The organism is Microbacterium sp. 1262 (genome assembly GCF_040544895.1).
Classification (GTDB): domain Bacteria; phylum Actinomycetota; class Actinomycetes; order Actinomycetales; family Microbacteriaceae; genus Microbacterium; species Microbacterium plantarum.
Map to the genome: position 1 here is coordinate 2868939 of NZ_JBEPKU010000001.1, position 15988 is coordinate 2884926.

A 15988-nucleotide genomic window follows, 5' to 3' on the forward strand; every position below is an offset into this window, starting at 1 on the left:
ACGATCGAAAGGCTCCTTCATGCGCACGAAGCGCGTCTTCCACGCCGTGGACTCCCATACCGAGGGGATGCCGACACGGGTGATCGTCGGCGGCGTCGGCACCCTGCCCGGCGCCACGATGGAGGAGCGGCGGCAGCGGTTCATGGCCGAGAACGACGGGCTGCGACGCCTGCTCATGAACGAGCCGCGGGGCCACAGCGCGATGAGCGGTGCGATCCTGCAGCCGCCCACCCGGCCGGATGCCGACTTCGGCGTGCTCTACATCGAGGTGTCGGGATGCCTGCCGATGTGCGGCCACGGCACGATCGGGGTCGCCACCGTGCTGGTGGAGACCGGCATGGTGCCCGTCGTCGAGCCCGTCACGACGATCCGGCTCGACACCCCCGCGGGACTCGTCGTCGCCGAGGTGGCGGTGTCGGACGGCCATGCCGAGCGGGTCACCATCCGCAACGTGCCCTCGTTCGCCGTCGGGCTCGGCCGCACGGTCGACGTCCCGGGGTTCGGTGCGGTGACCTATGACCTCGCGTTCGGCGGCAACTTCTACGCGATCGTGCGCCTCGACGACCTCGGTCTGCCGTTCGACCGGTCGCGCAAGGACGACCTGCTGCGCGCGGGGCTGGCGATCATGGCGGCGGTCGACGAGGCCGACAGCCCCGTTCATCCGGTCGACGGCACCATCCGCGGCTGCCATCACGTCTATCTCGAAGCGCCCGGATCGACCGCGCGGCACTCGCGGCACGCGATGGCCATCCACCCGGGCTGGTTCGACCGGTCGCCCTGCGGAACCGGCACCAGCGCGCGCATGGCGCAGCTCCACGCCCGCGGCGAGCTTCCGCTGCACACCGACTTCGTCAACGAGTCGTACATCGGCACCGCCTTCACGGGTCGCCTCGTCGAGCAGACCGAGGTCGCCGGCATCCCGGCGGTGATCCCGACGATCACCGGCCGCGCGTGGGTCACCGGCACGGCGCAGTACATGCTCGACCCGAGCGATCCGTTCCCCGAGGGGTTCGTCCTGTGAGCGCGGGATCGGTCGGCGTGCCCGTCGTCTCGGCGGCCGACATCGAGCGCGCGATGACGCCGGCCGCGGCCGTCGAGGCGATCGATGCGGCGCTGCGATCGGGGCTCGACGTCGAGGCCGACCACGAACGGATCTTCGCGCCGCTGACGGCGGGCGACTTCCTGCTGATGCCGTCGGAGTCACCGGATGCCGTCGGCATCAAGGTGGCGACGATCGCGCCCGGCAACACCCGGCTCGGGCTGCCGAAGATCAGTGCCTGGTACCTGGTGTTCGATCGCGAGACCTTGCAGCCTGCGGCGATCGTCGACGGCACGCGGCTGACGACGCTGCGGACGCCCGCGGTCACCGCCGTCGCCGTCCGCGACCTGCTCGCCGCCGACCCGCGCGGTGCCCGGCGGCGGATCGACCGTCTCGCGGTGCTGGGGTCGGGTCCCCAGGCGATCGAGCACGCGACGACGCTCGCGGCGATCCTGCCGGTCGGCGACGTGACGATCATCGGGCGGACGCCCGAACGGGTGGAGGATGCCGTCCTGACCCTTCGCGAGCGGGGTATCGATGCCCACGCCGGGACGCTCGCGGCTGCACGGGACGCGGATGTCGTCGTCACCGCGACCTCCTCGAGCACGCCGGTCGTCGATCTGGGAGACATCGCGCCGAGCGCCGTCGTCGCCGCCGTCGGGGCGCACGGGCTCGATCACCGTGAGCTCGGCGCCGACCTCGTGCGGGCCGCCGATGTCGTCGTCGAGGCCCGCGCCTCGGCCCGGCGCGAGAGCGGCAACCTCGCGGGCGCGGCTGGCGGCGCGCCGCTCGCCGAGCCCGCCAACCTCGCCGAGCTGGTCTCGGGCCGCGTCTCACGCCGGCCCGGAGCGCCCGCCGTGTACACCGGCGTCGGCATGGCCTGGGAAGACCTCGCCGTCGTGCAGGGGATCATGGAGGTCATGCGGCGGGGGTCCGCATCGGAGGAGACGACATGAGCACGCCCGAGTTCCGCAACGTGGTCCGGCTGGACAAGCAGCCCAGCATCCGCTCGACCGTCACGCGTGCGCTCCGCGCCGCTGTCATCAGCGGCGAGCTGCAGCCCGGCCGGGTGTACTCGGCGCCGAGCCTCGGTGAGCAGTTCGGCGTCTCGGCCACGCCCATCCGCGAGGCGATGCTTGACCTCGCCCGCGAGGGTCTCGTCGTCACGATCCCTAATCGCGGCTTCCAGATCACCGAAGTGTCCGAGCGCGACCTCCGCGAGGTGACCGAACTGCGCCTCATGCTCGAGCCGCCCGCCATGGAGCGCGCGACCCCGCTCATCCCGGCCTCGGCGCTGCCGGACCTCCGGCGCAAGGCCGCCGACATCGTCGCGGGCGCCCAGTCGGGCGACCTGGTGGAGTACCTCGCCGCCGACAGCGACTTCCACCTCGCGCTGCTGCAGTACGCCGGTAACGCCCGGCTCGTCGACCTCGTCGCGGGGCTCCGCTCGCAGACGCGCCTGTTCGGTCTGGCGAACCTGCACGAGCAGGGGCGGCTCGTCGCCTCGGCCCACGAGCACGACCTGATGCTCGACGCGATCGAGGCGGGCGATGCCGCGGGCGCTCGCGACCTCGTCCACCGCCACATCGAGCACGTGCTGACCGACTGGTCGGGCGAAGCCCCCGCACGCTCGGATGTCGCGGACGGCGGTGTCGGCACGTGACGGAACGCCCCGGGAATCCCGACGTCCTCGTCATCGGCGCGGGCATCGTCGGCGCGGCGGTCGCCCGTGCGGCGGCGGAGGCCGGGTTCTCGGTGACCGTCGTCGAGCGAGGAACGATCGCGGCCGGCACGACGAGCCGGTGCGAGGGCAACCTCCTCGTCTCGGACAAGGAGGTCGGACCCGAGCTCGAACTCGCTCTCCACTCGCAGCGCATCTGGCGCGGTGAGCTCGCCGAACACGCGGCGCGGTGGGAGTTCGAGGCCAAAGGCGGACTCGTCGTCGCGGCGAGCGAGGGCGGCAAGACGGCCCTCGACGCGCTCGCCGAACATCAGCGCTCGCTCGGCATCCGGGCCGAAGACGTCCCCGACATCGCGGCACTGCACGACATCGAGCCGTACCTGAACCCCGCGATGGCCGGTGGCGTCTACTACCCCGACGACGCCCAGGTGCAGCCCGTGCTCGCCGCGCATCATCTGCTGCGGCTCGCCCGCGACCGCGGCGCCCGATTGCTGACCGGCGTCACGGTCACCGGCATCCGCACCCGCGCCGGACGTGCGATCGGCATCGATTCCTCCGCGGGCGCGATGGACGCGGGCGTCGTCGTCAACTGCGCCGGGCCATGGGCGGGCGAGATCGCCACGCTCGCCGGGCTCGAGCTGCCCGTCCTGCCCCGGCGCGGCTTCGTGCTCGTGACCGAGCCCGTCCCGGTGACCGTGCGGCACAAGGTGTACGCGGCCGAGTACGTGCAGAACGTCGCGTCGTCGGATGCGGGGCTCCAGGTCTCTTCGGTCGTCGAGGGGACGCCGAGCGGCACGATCCTCATGGGGGCGAGCCGCGAACGCGTCGGCTTCGACACGTCGTTCTCGGCCGAAGCCGTCGGACGCGTCGCGCGCGCGGGCGCCGAGCTGTTCCCGGTGCTCGCCGACGTGCAGATCCTTCGCACCTACTCGGGTTTCCGGCCGTACTGCCCCGACCACCTGCCGGTCATCGGTCCCGACGCCCGGCTTCCGGGTCTCTGGCACGCCGCGGGGCACGAGGGCGCGGGCATCGGACTCTCCGTTGGCACGGCCGCCCTCATCGTGCAGGCGCTCCGCGGCGAGCCGACCGACCTGCCGCTCGACGCCTTCCGGCCCGAGCGCTTCGCGGAGCGGGTCGCGGCATGAGCGCGGACATCACGAGCGACGAGACCTTCCGCTTCGACGGGGCGCCGGTGCCGTTCCGCCCCGGCCAGACCGTGGGTGGCGCGCTCGCGGCATCCGGCGTCGTCTCGTGGCGGGCCACGCGGGGGAGCGGCGAGCCCCGCGGGCTCTTCTGCGGCATCGGCGTCTGCTACGACTGCCTGCTGAGCGTCGATGGACAGCGCTCGCAGCGCGCCTGCGTCACGCCCGCACGGGCCGGGCAGGACGTCCGCAGCGACAATCCGGACGCGCCCCTGCCGCTGCCCGCGCCGGAGGGGGCTGAGCCGTGAGCGTCGAGAATCGCGCCGACCTCGCCGTCGTCGGGGCCGGACCGGCGGGCCTGTCGGCGGCCGTCACTGCGGCCGAGGCCGGGTTGCGGGTCGTCCTCGTCGACGCGGGCACGCAAACGGGCGGCCAGTACTGGCGGCATCCCGACGAACGGCACCTCGGTGCTTTCGCCGATCCCGAGCACACGGGGCACCACCACTGGCAGCACTATCGCGGACTGCGCGATCGGCTGCGGCGTCAGATCGAGGCCGGAGGCGTCGTCCACCGCGCCGGCCGGCAGGTGTGGCGGATCGACCGCGAGGCGGCCGGCGGGTTCCTGCTGCGGACGACCGCCGTGACCGGGATGGATGCCGCGGCAGCGGTCGATCGCGCGATCCGCGCCGAGCGCGTGGTGCTCGCGCCCGGAGCCTACGACCGGCAGCTGCCCGTGCCGGGCTGGACGCTGCCCGGCGTCATGGCCGCCGGCGGCGTGCAGGCGATGCTGAAGGCGAACCAGGTCGCGGCCGGCCGTCGCGCCGTCGTCGCGGGAACCGGGCCGTTCCTCCTGTCGGTGGCGGCGGGACTCGCGCGAGCGGGCGTCGAGGTCGTGGCCGTCTGCGAGGCGAACGCGCTGTCGCGCTGGGCCGCGACGCCGCTGCGGGCGCTGCAGGAGCCGGGCAAGCTCATCGAAGGGGTCGGCTATGCGACGACCTTCGTCCGAGAACGCATCCCGCTCCGCACCCGCACGATCGTGACGTCCGTCGCGGGGGAGGGGCGAGTGACCGGCGCGACGATCGCCCGGGTGGATGCCGCCGGGCGCGTGCGTCCGGGGACGGAGCGCACCCTCGACATCGATCTCGTCGCCTTCGGCTGGGGCTTCACCCCGCAGATCGAGCTCGTGGTCGGTGCCGGGGCGGAGACCCGGATCGACGTCGACGGGTCGCTCGTCGCGGTCGTCGACGGCGACCAGCGCACGAGTGTTCCCGGTCTTTACGCAGCCGGCGAGGCGACCGGCATCGGCGGCGCCGTGCAGTCGTGCGCCGAGGGTGAGCTGGCAGCCCTCGCGGCGGCCGTCGACGCGGGTCTCGCGGTGCCGATGGCATCGGCCCGGCGTCTGCGGCGGCGGATCGCGCGCGGTCGGAGCTTCGCGGTCGGGATGCATCGGGCGAGCCCCGTGCCCGAGCAGTGGGCGACCTGGCTCCGCGACGACACCCTCGTCTGCCGGTGTGAGGAGGTGCCGGTCTCGGCCGTCCGCGACACGGTGACCGACCTCGCCGCCGACGACGCCCGGGATGTGCGCGTGACCGCGCGCCCCGGAATGGGGATGTGCCAGGGGCGCGTGTGCGGCTTCGCGCTCTCGTGCCTCGTCGGCCAGGAGACCGGACGTCCCCGGCGGGCCGCCGATGTCGAGCCCCTCGTGCGCCGGCCGATCGGTACGCCCCTCCGCGTCGCAGATCTCGCCGAGCTGGCCGAGCCCGCGGCGCAGGCCGAGCCCCCGGGTTCCGCCGACCCCGCAGACCTCCCCGACTCCGCAGACCTCTCTCCCCGGAAGGAACGCTCATGACCACCGCAGCATCCCCCGCCACGGCGACGCCCGTCGCCGACACCCCGATCGCCGAGGTCGACGCGTTCGTCGGGCTCGCCGCCGAGGCGTCATCGGCCTGGCGAGCGGCGTCGATCGCCGTCCGGGGCGAGGCGCTGCGCGCGGTGGCCGACGGGCTCGACGCGCGTGCCGACGACCTCGTGCTCCTCGCCGGCCGTGAGACGCATCTCGCCGAGGCGCGGCTGCGCGGCGAGCTGAAGCGCACGACGTTCCAGCTGCGCCTGTTCGCCGAGGTGCTCGCCGAGGGCTCCTGGCTCGATGCGCGCATCGACCACGCGGTCGCCGACTATCCGATGGGGGCACCGCGCCCCGACATCCGGCGTCAGCTCGAGGGCATCGGCACGGTGCTGGTGTTCGCGGCGAGCAACTTCCCCTTCGCGTTCTCCGTCGCCGGCGGCGACACCGCCAGCGCGCTCGCGGCGGGGAACGCCGTCGTGCTCAAGGCTCACCCGGGCCACCCGCACGTGTCGCAGCTGACCGGCGAGATCGTCACGGCGGCCCTCTCGGCGGCGGGCGCGCCCGCGGGTATCTTCACGGTCATCCACGGGACGGATGCCGGGGTGCACGCGCTGCGGCATCCCGAGGTCCGTGCCGCCGCCTTCACCGGGTCGATCGCCGGCGGCCGCGCGCTGTTCGACATCGCGATGTCGCGGCCCGAGCCGATCCCGTTCTACGGCGAGCTCGGCAGCGTGAACCCCGCGTTCGTCACGCGCGGTGCCGCCGAGTCGCGGCCGGCGGAGATCGCCGAGCAGTTCGTCGCCTCGGTCGTCGGCAGCGCGGGGCAGCTGTGTACGAAGCCCGGCCTGCTGCTCGTGCCCGCGGGGTCGGGAGTCGTCGACGCGCTCGCCTCGATCGTGCTGCCGGGGCCTGCGCCGCTGCTCAACGATTCGATCGCGTCGGGCTTCCGCCGGGCGTTCGACGGCGCCGCGCAGCACGACGGGGTCGACGTGCTCGTCGGGGCTCCCTCGTCGGACAGCGACACGCCGCCCGCGCCCGCCCTGCTGCGGACGACCGCCGCAGCGGTGATCGCCGACCCCGACGCCCTCGTGTCGGAGATGTTCGGGCCGGCGGCCCTCGTCGCCGAGTACGACGACGATGCCCAGCTCGTTGCGGTCGCGAAGCTGCTCGAGGGTCAGTTGACCGCGACGATCGTCGCCGAGGAGGGCGACGCGGTGGCGGCCGAGCTGCTGCCGGTGCTCGCGACGAAGGCCGGCCGCGTGCTGTGGAACCAGTGGCCGACCGGTGTCTCCGTGACGTGGGCGCAGCAGCACGGCGGCCCGTACCCCGCCACGACAGCGGTCGGGACGACGTCGGTCGGAACCGCCGCGATCACCCGCTTCCTGCGGCCGGTCGCGTATCAGAACGTGCCCGAGGCGCTGCTGCCCGCCGCCTTGCAGGAGGCCAACCCGCTCGGCATCCCCCGCCGCGTCGACGGCATCCTGCAGCCCTGAACCGCCCCTGCTCTTCCACGTCGAGTCGCCAGGGAATGCGGATGCTGGCATCCTCGCATCCGCACTCTTTGGCGACTCGACGGGGATGGGCCCGGGTCACCGGGTCAGGTGCTGGGTGCCGACGGCGGCGCGGGTGGCACTGAGGGCGGCGTCGAGGTCGGGGTAGCGCAGCTGGGCGACCCGGATGAAGACGAAGTCCGCGACGGCGAGCTGCGCCATCCGGCTCGCGAGCGCTGCAGCGCGCAGGGTCGCCTCTCGAGCGGGGGTGCGCAGGGTGGCGGATGCCGCAGCGGCGAGGGGCGAGTCGGTGTCGTTGGTGATCGCGACCGTGAACGCTCCGGCGTTCGAGGCGATCTCGACGGCGCGCAGTACATCGATCGTGCCGCCGCTGAACGAGAACGCGATCGCGGTGGTGCGTTCGTCGGCGAGCGCGGCGTGCACGAGCTGAACGTGCGTGTCGTGGGAGCTCAGGCACATGATGCCGATGCGCTGCAGCTTCTGCGCGAGGTCGGCCGCGGCGAGGCCCGACGCGCCGACGCCGAAGGTGACGACCCGCTCGCTGTCGGCGATCGCTCGGGCGATGCGTTCGAGGGCGTCGAGATCGAGCATCCGGCCGGTCTGCTCGATCGTCCGCGCCTCGTGGAACGCGACCTTCGCGACCATCTCGGCGGGGGAGTCCGACGGGTTCAGCTCGCCCTCAGCGATATTCGAGCGCTCGAGCTCGATCGCTCGCCGTGAGACCTCCTGGGCGAGCTCGACGCGGAACGAGGGGTACCCCGCGAATCCGAGGCTCTTCGCGAAGCGGACGACCGACGCCTGCGAGACCGACGCGCGCTCGGCGAGTGTCGTGACGGTCGCGGTCACGGCGAAAGCGGGGTCGTCGAGCACCGCGCGAGCCACCTGCACCTCGGCCGGGCGCAGACGGGGGATGATCGCGCGGGTCGCTTCGAGGACGTCGCCGTCCATGTGCCTCCTCGGGAAGTCGGTTCAGTCTTCCACAGATCTTGACAAAAGTTGCCGCCAAGAGCACTCTGTGTGAAACAAAGTGCCACGCGCCCATCGGCGTGCGCCGCACCCCGACGAGGAGCATCCGTGACCACCCCGCACCCGACCCCCGCCACCGAGACGCCCAACCCGCTGACGGGCGAGCTCGACGCGATGTCCGTCGATGAGATCCTCCGCGTCATGAACGACGAGGATGCCGGGGTGGCCGGGGCCGTCGCGGCCGCGATCCCCGCGATCGCCCGATCCGTCGATCTCGCCGTCACCGCGCTCTCGTCCGGCGGGCGCCTCGTCTACCAGGGGGCGGGCACGAGCGGCCGTCTCGGCGTCCTCGACGCGGCGGAGTGTCCGCCGACGTTCGGCACCGACCCCGCCCAGGTCGTCGGCCTGCTCGCCGGCGGTAACGAGGCGATGTTCCGCGCGATCGAAGGTGCGGAGGACTCCCGCGAGCTCGGCGCTGACGACCTGACCGGCATCGGACTCACCGAGCGCGACGTCGTCGTCGGCATCGCGGCATCCGGTCGCACGCCCTACGTCATCGGCGGACTCGACGAAGCCCGTCGAGTCGGCGCCGCGACCGTGGCGATCTCGTGCAGCCCGAACGCCGAGATCAGCGCACACGCCGACGTCGCGATCGAGGTCGACAACGGTCCCGAGGTGCTCACCGGCTCGACCCGGCTCAAGGCGGGCACGAGTCAGAAGCTCGTCCTCAACATGATCTCGACGGCGACGATGGTGCGTCTCGGCAAGGTCTACGGCAACCTCATGGTCGACGTGCGCCCGAGCAACGAGAAGCTTGTCGCCCGCGCCGTCCGCATCGTCCAGGCCGCGACCGATTGCGATACCGCCACCGCCCGCCGCGCGCTCGACGAGGCCGATGGTCACGCCAAGACGGCGATCGTCGCGATCCTCTGCGACGTCGACGCGGCGACCGCCCGTGAGCGGCTCAGCGCGGGCGCGGGCTTCGTCCGCGAAGCCGTGCGCGACCGCGCCTGACGCGCCGCCCGCCCGTACCCCCGAACCCAGCACCCGACACCCGAACCCCGTCCGCCGGAAGGAATCACCGTGGATTACCCCGAACTCAGCGAGGAGATCCTGCCGCTCGTCGGCGGCTCGCAGAACATCGCCTCGTACACGAACTGCATGACGCGCCTGCGGCTCAATCTTCATGACCCGTCGAAGGCGGATGTCGCGGCGCTCCGGCGCCTCGATGGCGTCATGGGCGTCGTCGACGGCCCGCAGCTGCAGGTCGTCGTCGGTCCCGGTCACGCGCAGCGCCTGCGCGACGCCTTCGCCGAGGTCGTCGACGCTCCCGCCGAGGCTCCTGTCGACGATCCCGAGGACGAGGTCGCCGACATCGCGGCGGCCGCGGCGGGGAGCCGGGCCGCGGGCGCGCGAGCAGCCGGCGGCGGCGAGCCCGTCGACGCGGCGACCGACCTGCGCACGCTGCAGCAGCAGAACACGCAGAAGGTGAAGTCGCGGCACACCTCGCGGGTGCACGGGCTGTTCCGCCACATCGCGAACATCTTCGTGCCGATAATCCCCGGGTTCATCGCCTGCGGACTCGTCGTGGCGATCGGCAACATCTGGAAGCTCATCGACCCGAGCGTCACCGCCAACCCGTGGTTCCTGGTGTTCGCGGCCCTCGGCACGATCGTCGTCACCTCGCTCAACCTCATCGTGGGGCTCAACACGGCGAAGGAGTTCGGCGGCACCCCCGTGCTCGGCCTCATCGCCGGCGCCATCTCATACCTCCCCGCGCTCGCCGGCGTCGCCGCGACGACGGCCGCCGACGGCACGGTCACTCCGGCGCAGCCGCTCGTGCTCCCGCTGTTCGGCGAGCTCAAGCCCGCGCTCGGCGGCATCATCGGCGTCATGGTCACGGCGTGGCTGTTCACGGTCATCGAGAAGTGGATCCGCAAGCGCGTTCCCGCCTGGGCCGACCTCTTCGTCGTGCCGGTCGTGACGCTTCTCATCGGTGCCGTCATCTGCATCTTCGTGATCATGCCGATCTCGGGTCTGCTCATGCAGGGCATCAACTGGCTGCTCATCGACTTCGCCCTCGAGCGCGGCGGCGTCATCGGCGGATACCTGCTGTCATCGCTGTTCCTCCCGCTCGTCATGCTCGGCATCCACCAGGGCCTGACGCCGATCCACGCGCAGCTCATCACCGACCACGGCTTCACGGAGCTGCTGCCGGTTCTGGCGATGGCGGGGGCGGGCGAGGTCGGCATGGCGATCGCGATCTTCCTGAAGACCAAGAGCACCCGGCTTAAGAACATCATCCGTGCGGCGCTGCCCATCGGCGTGCTCGGTGTCGGGGAACCGCTCATCTACGGCGTCTCGCTGCCCCTCTTCTACCCCCTCATCACGGCCTGCCTCGGCGGTGGCTTCGGCGGCGCGTTCGTGGCCTTCGGCATTCAGGCCAGCGGCGGGTTCGGCGCCGGTGCCCTCGGGCTCTCGGGCGTGCTCATGACCGCCGTCATCACCAACGGCGCGTGGCTCTGGTACGTCGGCGGCCTCGTGATCTCGTACATCATGGGCTTCGTGCTGACCTGGTTCTTCGGCTTCAAGGAGCACATGGTCGAGCGGCTCGGCTGAGACAGGAGCGCCCCGATGCTGTTCTCCATCTACCCCACGGATGCCGCCGAGACGCGGCGGACCGTCATCGATCAGGTGCTCGCGACGGCGCCGTCGTCCTCGCCGGCGCCCGGCGCGTCCGGCGACTCCGGCGATGAGCGGATGCTGTTCACCTCGCTGCACATGGTCGACACCGGCGAGCTCGCCGCGTTCGGCGAGGTGCTGCGCGCGGCGCACGACGATGACGGCGTGACCTTCTGCGCCGACGTCTCGCCCGTCGCGCTCGAGTACGTCGTGGCCGGCGACGAGGGGTGGGGCTGGCTCGCGCGCCGCGGCATCACGATGCTGCGACTCGACTACGGCTTCGACGCCGATGAGATCGGCCGGGTCGCCGAGGCGTCGGGATGCCGCATCGCCGTCAACGCCAGCACGGTCGACGTGGCGTTCCTCGACGAGCTGGCGGGGCTGCCCGTCGTGGGCTGGCACAACTTCTACCCGCGGCCCGAGACGGGCCTGACGGCGTCGTTCCTCGTGGCGCAGTCGCGGCTGTTCCTCGACCGGGGGATGCCGGTGCTCGCGTTCATCCCCGGCGAACGGGAGCTGCGTGCGCCGCTGCACCTCGGCCTGCCGACGCTCGAGGAGCAGCGGCACCACAACGCCTGGCGTTCGTACCTTCAGCTGCGGCGGCTCGTTCCCGAGGCGGTCGTCGTCTGCGCCGAGGGCGCTGTGGCCGATGACCACGCCGCCTGGATCGCGGAGTTCGAGGCGACCGGCACGGTCACGCTGCCGGTCGTGGGACTGGATGCCGCGGCATCCGTGCTGCTGGAGCGGCCCTGGCGGCTGCGGGTCGAGGAGGCGGCGGCATCCTTCCGGCTGGACGAGACGCGCGGCAGCATCCGCCCCTCCCGCATCCGCAACGCCGATGCGCGTGAGCGCGGCAGCCTGCAGGTCGACCTCGACGCCTACGGGCGGTATCGGGGCGAGGTGCACCTCATGCGGGCCGATCGCCCGCTCGATGCAGGCCAGGCGCGCATCGGCGAGGTCGCCGCGCCGTACCGCGGCATCGTCGACGACCTCCGCCCGGGGCAGACCGTCCGCCTGATCCCGCTGCCTGCCTGACCCCTGCGACGGGGGCGGGGAGAGGGACCGATTCTTGCTACGTACTACTAATACGTAGTATCAATCGCAGGAGGCCGTCCGTGGGGAAGGTCGGTAAAGTCACATGCCAAGAAAGGCAGTCATGGGGAAACGGCCCACGAGCCGCGACGTCGCCGCCCGCGCGGGGGTCTCGCAATCGACGGTCTCGCAGGTGTTCACGGGGCGCGCGGGTATCTCCGCGGCCACCCGGGAACGGGTCTTGGAGGCCGCGCGCGAGATCGATTACCGGCCGAACCTGGCCGCCCGCTCGATGCGCACGACGCGAACGGGCCGTCTCGCCGCAGTGCTGCCGATCACCGCGTTCCACTCGGCTCCGCTGATCGCCGGCACGATCGAACGGGCCCGTGCCGCCGGGTACGAGGTCGAGGTTCAGAGCATTCCCAACGCGCCGGACCAGCGTCGACCGCGACTGCTCGAGATGATCGATTCCCGTCAGTTCGAGGGCATCCTCTGTTACGCCCCCGTCCCCGGTGACGACCTCGCGCGGGTCGACCCGAACGTGCCGGTGCTGACGCTCGAGGAGTTCGACGACGACATGCGCGTCTCAGGCGAGATGCTCGACGTCCACCCACTCGAGAGCATGGTCGAGCGGCTCGCCGAGCTCGGGCACCGGAGGTTCCTGCACATCACCGGCGCGCGCAGCTACCCATCGGCGGATGCACGACGCCGTGCCTATGAAGCGACGGTCGCTCGCTTGGGCGTGCAGTCCGTCGGCGTCGTCGAGGGCGATTGGAGCGCGCAGTCGGGCCTCGACGCCATCCGTTCGCTCGATGGCGACTCACTGCCGCTCGCCGTCATCGCGGCGAACGACTTCATCGCGACGGGCGTCGTCCGGGGCGCGCTCGAGCGAGGCTGGACCGTGCCGGGGGATGTCAGCGTGACCGGGTGGGACGATTCGCCGACGAGTGCGTTCCAGGTGCCGTCGCTCACGAGCGTGTCGATGGACTACGTCGAGCTCGGCCGCCGCACCGCCGACCGGCTCATCGCCCTCATGCGGGGCGAGCAGGCGCCGTCTCCCACCGAGCCGCTGCAGCACGTGGTGTGGCGGGAGTCGACCGCCGCTCCCGCCTCCGCCTCCTGACGTCGAGTCGCCATGATCTGCGGGTCCCGGGCCCCGGCATCCGCGTTCCCTGGCGAGTCGACCGCCGGCTACTCCCGGCCGGTCGGGGTGGTATCCAGCTCCCAGGCGGTGACGGCCACGGTGGAGCCCTCGACGATGTCGAGGTCGATCGGCCACGAGCCGCGCGTCATGCCCGGGCTTGCAGCTGCGTAGACCCGCTTCGTGACGAGCGCTCCGTGAGTCGAGGCGCCGTCCCAGCCGAGGAACGCCACGGCGTACCCGCCCGCCGGCACCTCGATGCGTTCTGGCCCCGGATCCTGCGCCATGAAGGAACTGCCAGGGGTGAGCTCGACCGTCAGCAGATGCTCGTTCTGGTCGCCGAACGCGACGTCGGGGTATCCCTCGATCACGCACGATTCCTCTGAGAAGTTCATCAGCCGGATGGGCATCCCGCGGTGACCGGTGGCGGCATCCGGTTCGCCCTTCAGGACCATGGCCCGGTCTTCCGTGCACCATCGCGGATCGGTCGGCGCGGAGGTCCCGGATGTCTCGGGTACCGGCACCCCAGGCGCGGCGGGATCGGGCATCGCCCCGAACGTCACGGCGGCCTCCGCCTCTTGCTGAGCGGCGACGTCGTCGTTGACGGCGGCGGTTCGTGCAGCATCGCTTCCCGCGCCGAGGCCGGCCGCCGCAATGGTGGCGACCGCGGCGGCGGAGCCGATCCACAGCAGGGGCCGCGATCGCGGTGTTGCGACGTCTGCCGGCATGCGTGCGTCCGGCATGCGAGTGTCCCGAGTGCGGGCGACGAGGCCGGGCAGCCACCCGACCGCGAGCCCCCACAGAGCGCCGGATGCCGAGGCCGCGCCGAACTCGCCCACGACGAGCCCCCGTGGGCCGAACATCGCGAGCGAGCTCCACGCGGCACCGAGGTCGAGCGCGAGTCCGACCAGCGCCCCTGCCGCGACCGCCGCGAACCACGCCGCGAGGAGCAGGCTGCTGCGCGTGTGCATGCGGGTCGTGACCCAGAGGAACACGAGCCCGACGGCGACCGCGCCGATGGCGACGCTCAGGACCAGCCACGGACCGCTGTCGCCCCACATCAGACCCGCGGGCACGACGGGGGGCACGAGGTTCGCGAGTTGCGCGGCTCCGCTCGGGATTCGCGAGAAGCCCCAGCGGGTCAGCGCGACGGCCGCCCAGAGCGCCGCGGCGAGCCCGCCGGCGGCGACGAGTCGCCGGGTCATCGGCGGTCGTGCAGGTGGTCGCGGTGCTTGGCGGCCTGGCGTGCACGCACGGGCAGGTCGATGGGGCCGGTGACGGTGAGCTCGTCCTCCCAGCACTCGATGCCGCGCACGTCGGGCAGCCGTTCCCGCGTGAACACGGGGTCGAGCCCGGCGCGTCGCTGCTCGGTGTAGTCCTTGAGAAGGCGGAACGCGATGCCCGACAGCAACGCGATCGCGATGAGGTTCGTCAGCGCCATCAGCCCCATCACGCCGTCGGCGAAGTTCCACACGAGGTCGGCTCCGACGACCGATCCGCCGAGGACGGCGGCGACGACGAGCACGCGGTACCCCGTCAGCACGGCGCGGTTGGTCGAGATGAACTCGATGTTCGATTCGCCGTAGTAGTAGTTCCCGAGGATCGACGAGAACGCGAGCATGAAGATGATGATGCTCAGGGCGATGTTCGACCACTCACCGAGGGTGTCGACGAGGGCTCCCTGGGTCAGGTCGATTCCCCGTGTAGCTCCGGCCAGATCGGGGACGGAGACCAGGATGATGAACGCGGTCACCGAGCACACGAGGAATGTGTCGAAGTAGACGCCGAGGGTCTGCACGAGGCCCTGCTTCACCGGATGAGTCACGGCGGCGCTCGCGCCGGCGTTCGGAGCCGAGCCGAGCCCCGCCTCGTTCGAGAACATGCCGCGCTTGACGCCGGTGAGGACGATGTATCCGAACGCGGCCCCGACGACCTCGTTGAAGCCCCAGGCCGACGTGAAGATCTCGGCGAACACCGGCCCGATCCGATCGAGGTGCAGCGCGACGACGATCACGCCGAGCACGAGATAGGCGAGCGCCATGATCGGCACGAGCACCTGCGTCACCGAGGCGATGCGGCGCACCCCGCCGAACACCACGAGCCCGGTGAGGAGCGCGATGCCCGCCCCGATGATCCACGGCAGCCAGGGCAGATCGCCCCCGACACTCGAGCTGATGGTGGCCGAGATCGTGTTGGCCTGCAGCGAGCTGAACGCGAAGGGGAAGCAGACGATCAGGATGACGGCGAAGAGGACGCCGAGCCACCGGGCGCCCAGCCCGCGCTGCATGTAGTACGCCGGGCCACCGCGGAAACTGCCGCGGTCGCGCGTCTTGAACAGCTGCGCCAGCGACGACTCGATGAAGCTCGACGCTCCGCCGACGAACGCCATGACCCACATCCAGAACACCGCGCCCGGGCCGCCCACCGCGATGGCGGTGCCGACGCCGGCGATGTTCCCGACTCCCACGCGGGAGGCCGCGGAGATCGTGAAGGCCTGGAAGGCGGAGACCGACTGCGGCTTGCCGTCCGCGGTCTGCGGCGTCTTGTCGGTCAGCGTGCGGAACATCTCGGGGATCAGACGGAACTGCACGACGCCCGACCGAACGGTGAAGTAGAGCCCGAGGAGGACCACGACCGGGAGGACGATCCAGGTCCAGAGGTGGTCGCCCCACGTGAGCAGCCAGTCGTTCACGGCATCCATGCCCGTCGAATCCATGCTCGCCAGTATGACGACTCGACGACCCCGTGCGAGGCGGACGCGTCTGATCAGCTCGGAATGGCCGGTGAGAAATGACTCATGACCGCGTTGTCAAGCATCCGCGCGCACCTGATTTCCCCAGGTGGCCCCCGGTACGCTGTCAGCTGGTGAGCCGGGAAGTCTGGTCGGCACGTAGTCGTCGATCGAACCCGGAGAATCCGTGCTCACTGTCCTGCCTGCCCTCTGTTGC

Annotated in this window: 14 protein-coding genes; 11 read left to right on the forward strand and 3 right to left on the reverse strand. The window is 71.8% G+C overall.

Features of this window, described 5'->3' with window-relative positions:
- The first annotated feature begins 19 nt into the window (after window positions 1-19).
- Genes ABIC53_RS13690 through ABIC53_RS13720 form a run of 7 tightly spaced genes read left to right on the forward strand, consistent with a single transcriptional unit; the run spans window position 20 to window position 7201 of the window.
- On the forward strand, window positions 20-1021 hold the full coding sequence (locus ABIC53_RS13690) for a proline racemase family protein (RefSeq protein WP_274179465.1): 1002 nt from the start codon (window positions 20-22) through the stop codon (window positions 1019-1021).
- Window positions 1018-1995: an ornithine cyclodeaminase family protein gene (locus ABIC53_RS13695; RefSeq protein WP_323986804.1), complete on the forward strand. Its 978-nt coding sequence runs from the start codon at window positions 1018-1020 to the stop codon at window positions 1993-1995. The genes ABIC53_RS13690 and ABIC53_RS13695 overlap by 4 nt, the downstream gene beginning before the upstream one ends.
- Entirely contained in the window at window positions 1992-2702 is a 711-nt protein-coding gene (locus ABIC53_RS13700) for a GntR family transcriptional regulator (protein WP_112617632.1), read from the forward strand. The genes ABIC53_RS13695 and ABIC53_RS13700 overlap by 4 nt, the downstream gene beginning before the upstream one ends.
- A complete protein-coding gene (locus ABIC53_RS13705; RefSeq protein WP_282501662.1) occupies window positions 2699-3865 on the forward strand; it encodes an NAD(P)/FAD-dependent oxidoreductase in 1167 nt (388 codons plus the stop codon). The genes ABIC53_RS13700 and ABIC53_RS13705 overlap by 4 nt, the downstream gene beginning before the upstream one ends.
- Complete coding sequence (locus ABIC53_RS13710; RefSeq protein ID WP_274179462.1) at window positions 3862-4170, forward strand: (2Fe-2S)-binding protein; 309 nt, start codon at window positions 3862-3864, stop codon at window positions 4168-4170. Before ABIC53_RS13705 ends, ABIC53_RS13710 begins: the two co-directional genes overlap by 4 nt.
- Window positions 4167-5711: an FAD-dependent oxidoreductase gene (locus tag ABIC53_RS13715; protein WP_354451889.1), complete on the forward strand. Its 1545-nt coding sequence runs from the start codon at window positions 4167-4169 to the stop codon at window positions 5709-5711. The genes ABIC53_RS13710 and ABIC53_RS13715 overlap by 4 nt, the downstream gene beginning before the upstream one ends.
- On the forward strand, window positions 5708-7201 hold the full coding sequence (locus ABIC53_RS13720) for an aldehyde dehydrogenase (NADP(+)) (protein ID WP_282501659.1): 1494 nt from the start codon (window positions 5708-5710) through the stop codon (window positions 7199-7201). Before ABIC53_RS13715 ends, ABIC53_RS13720 begins: the two co-directional genes overlap by 4 nt.
- Before the next feature lie 96 nt (window positions 7202-7297).
- On the opposite strand, the gene ABIC53_RS13725 is transcribed toward ABIC53_RS13720, so the two are convergent.
- Window positions 7298-8167, reverse strand: a complete 870-nt coding sequence (locus ABIC53_RS13725; RefSeq protein ID WP_274179459.1) for a MurR/RpiR family transcriptional regulator — start codon at window positions 8165-8167, stop codon at window positions 7298-7300.
- 126 nt (window positions 8168-8293) lie between these two features.
- On the opposite strand from ABIC53_RS13725, the gene murQ reads away from it, so the two are divergent.
- The 4 genes from murQ to ABIC53_RS13745 all read left to right on the forward strand — a co-directional run bounded on the left by murQ (window position 8294) and on the right by ABIC53_RS13745 (window position 13022).
- Window positions 8294-9199, forward strand: a complete 906-nt coding sequence (murQ, locus tag ABIC53_RS13730; protein WP_274179458.1) for an N-acetylmuramic acid 6-phosphate etherase — start codon at window positions 8294-8296, stop codon at window positions 9197-9199.
- Between the two features lie 69 nt (window positions 9200-9268).
- Window positions 9269-10804: a PTS transporter subunit EIIC gene (locus ABIC53_RS13735; RefSeq protein WP_274179457.1), complete on the forward strand. Its 1536-nt coding sequence runs from the start codon at window positions 9269-9271 to the stop codon at window positions 10802-10804.
- Window positions 10805-10819: 15 nt separating this feature from the next.
- Entirely contained in the window at window positions 10820-11902 is a 1083-nt protein-coding gene (locus ABIC53_RS13740) for a MupG family TIM beta-alpha barrel fold protein (RefSeq protein ID WP_354451891.1), read from the forward strand.
- Window positions 11903-12023: 121 nt separating this feature from the next.
- Entirely contained in the window at window positions 12024-13022 is a 999-nt protein-coding gene (locus ABIC53_RS13745) for a LacI family DNA-binding transcriptional regulator (RefSeq protein WP_112617644.1), read from the forward strand.
- A gap of 68 nt (window positions 13023-13090) precedes the next feature.
- Here the strand turns inward: ABIC53_RS13745 and ABIC53_RS13750 are convergent, their stop codons facing one another.
- Together ABIC53_RS13750 and ABIC53_RS13755 are read right to left on the reverse strand one after the other, a co-directional pair.
- The gene (locus ABIC53_RS13750; protein WP_354451894.1) at window positions 13091-14245 is read right to left on the reverse strand and encodes a DUF4232 domain-containing protein; all 1155 of its coding nucleotides are present in this window, start codon (window positions 14243-14245) and stop codon (window positions 13091-13093) included.
- On the reverse strand, window positions 14242-15756 hold the full coding sequence (locus tag ABIC53_RS13755; protein ID WP_354451896.1) for an alanine/glycine:cation symporter family protein: 1515 nt from the start codon (window positions 15754-15756) through the stop codon (window positions 14242-14244). Before ABIC53_RS13755 ends, ABIC53_RS13750 begins: the two co-directional genes overlap by 4 nt.
- Window positions 15757-15988 lie beyond the last annotated feature (232 nt).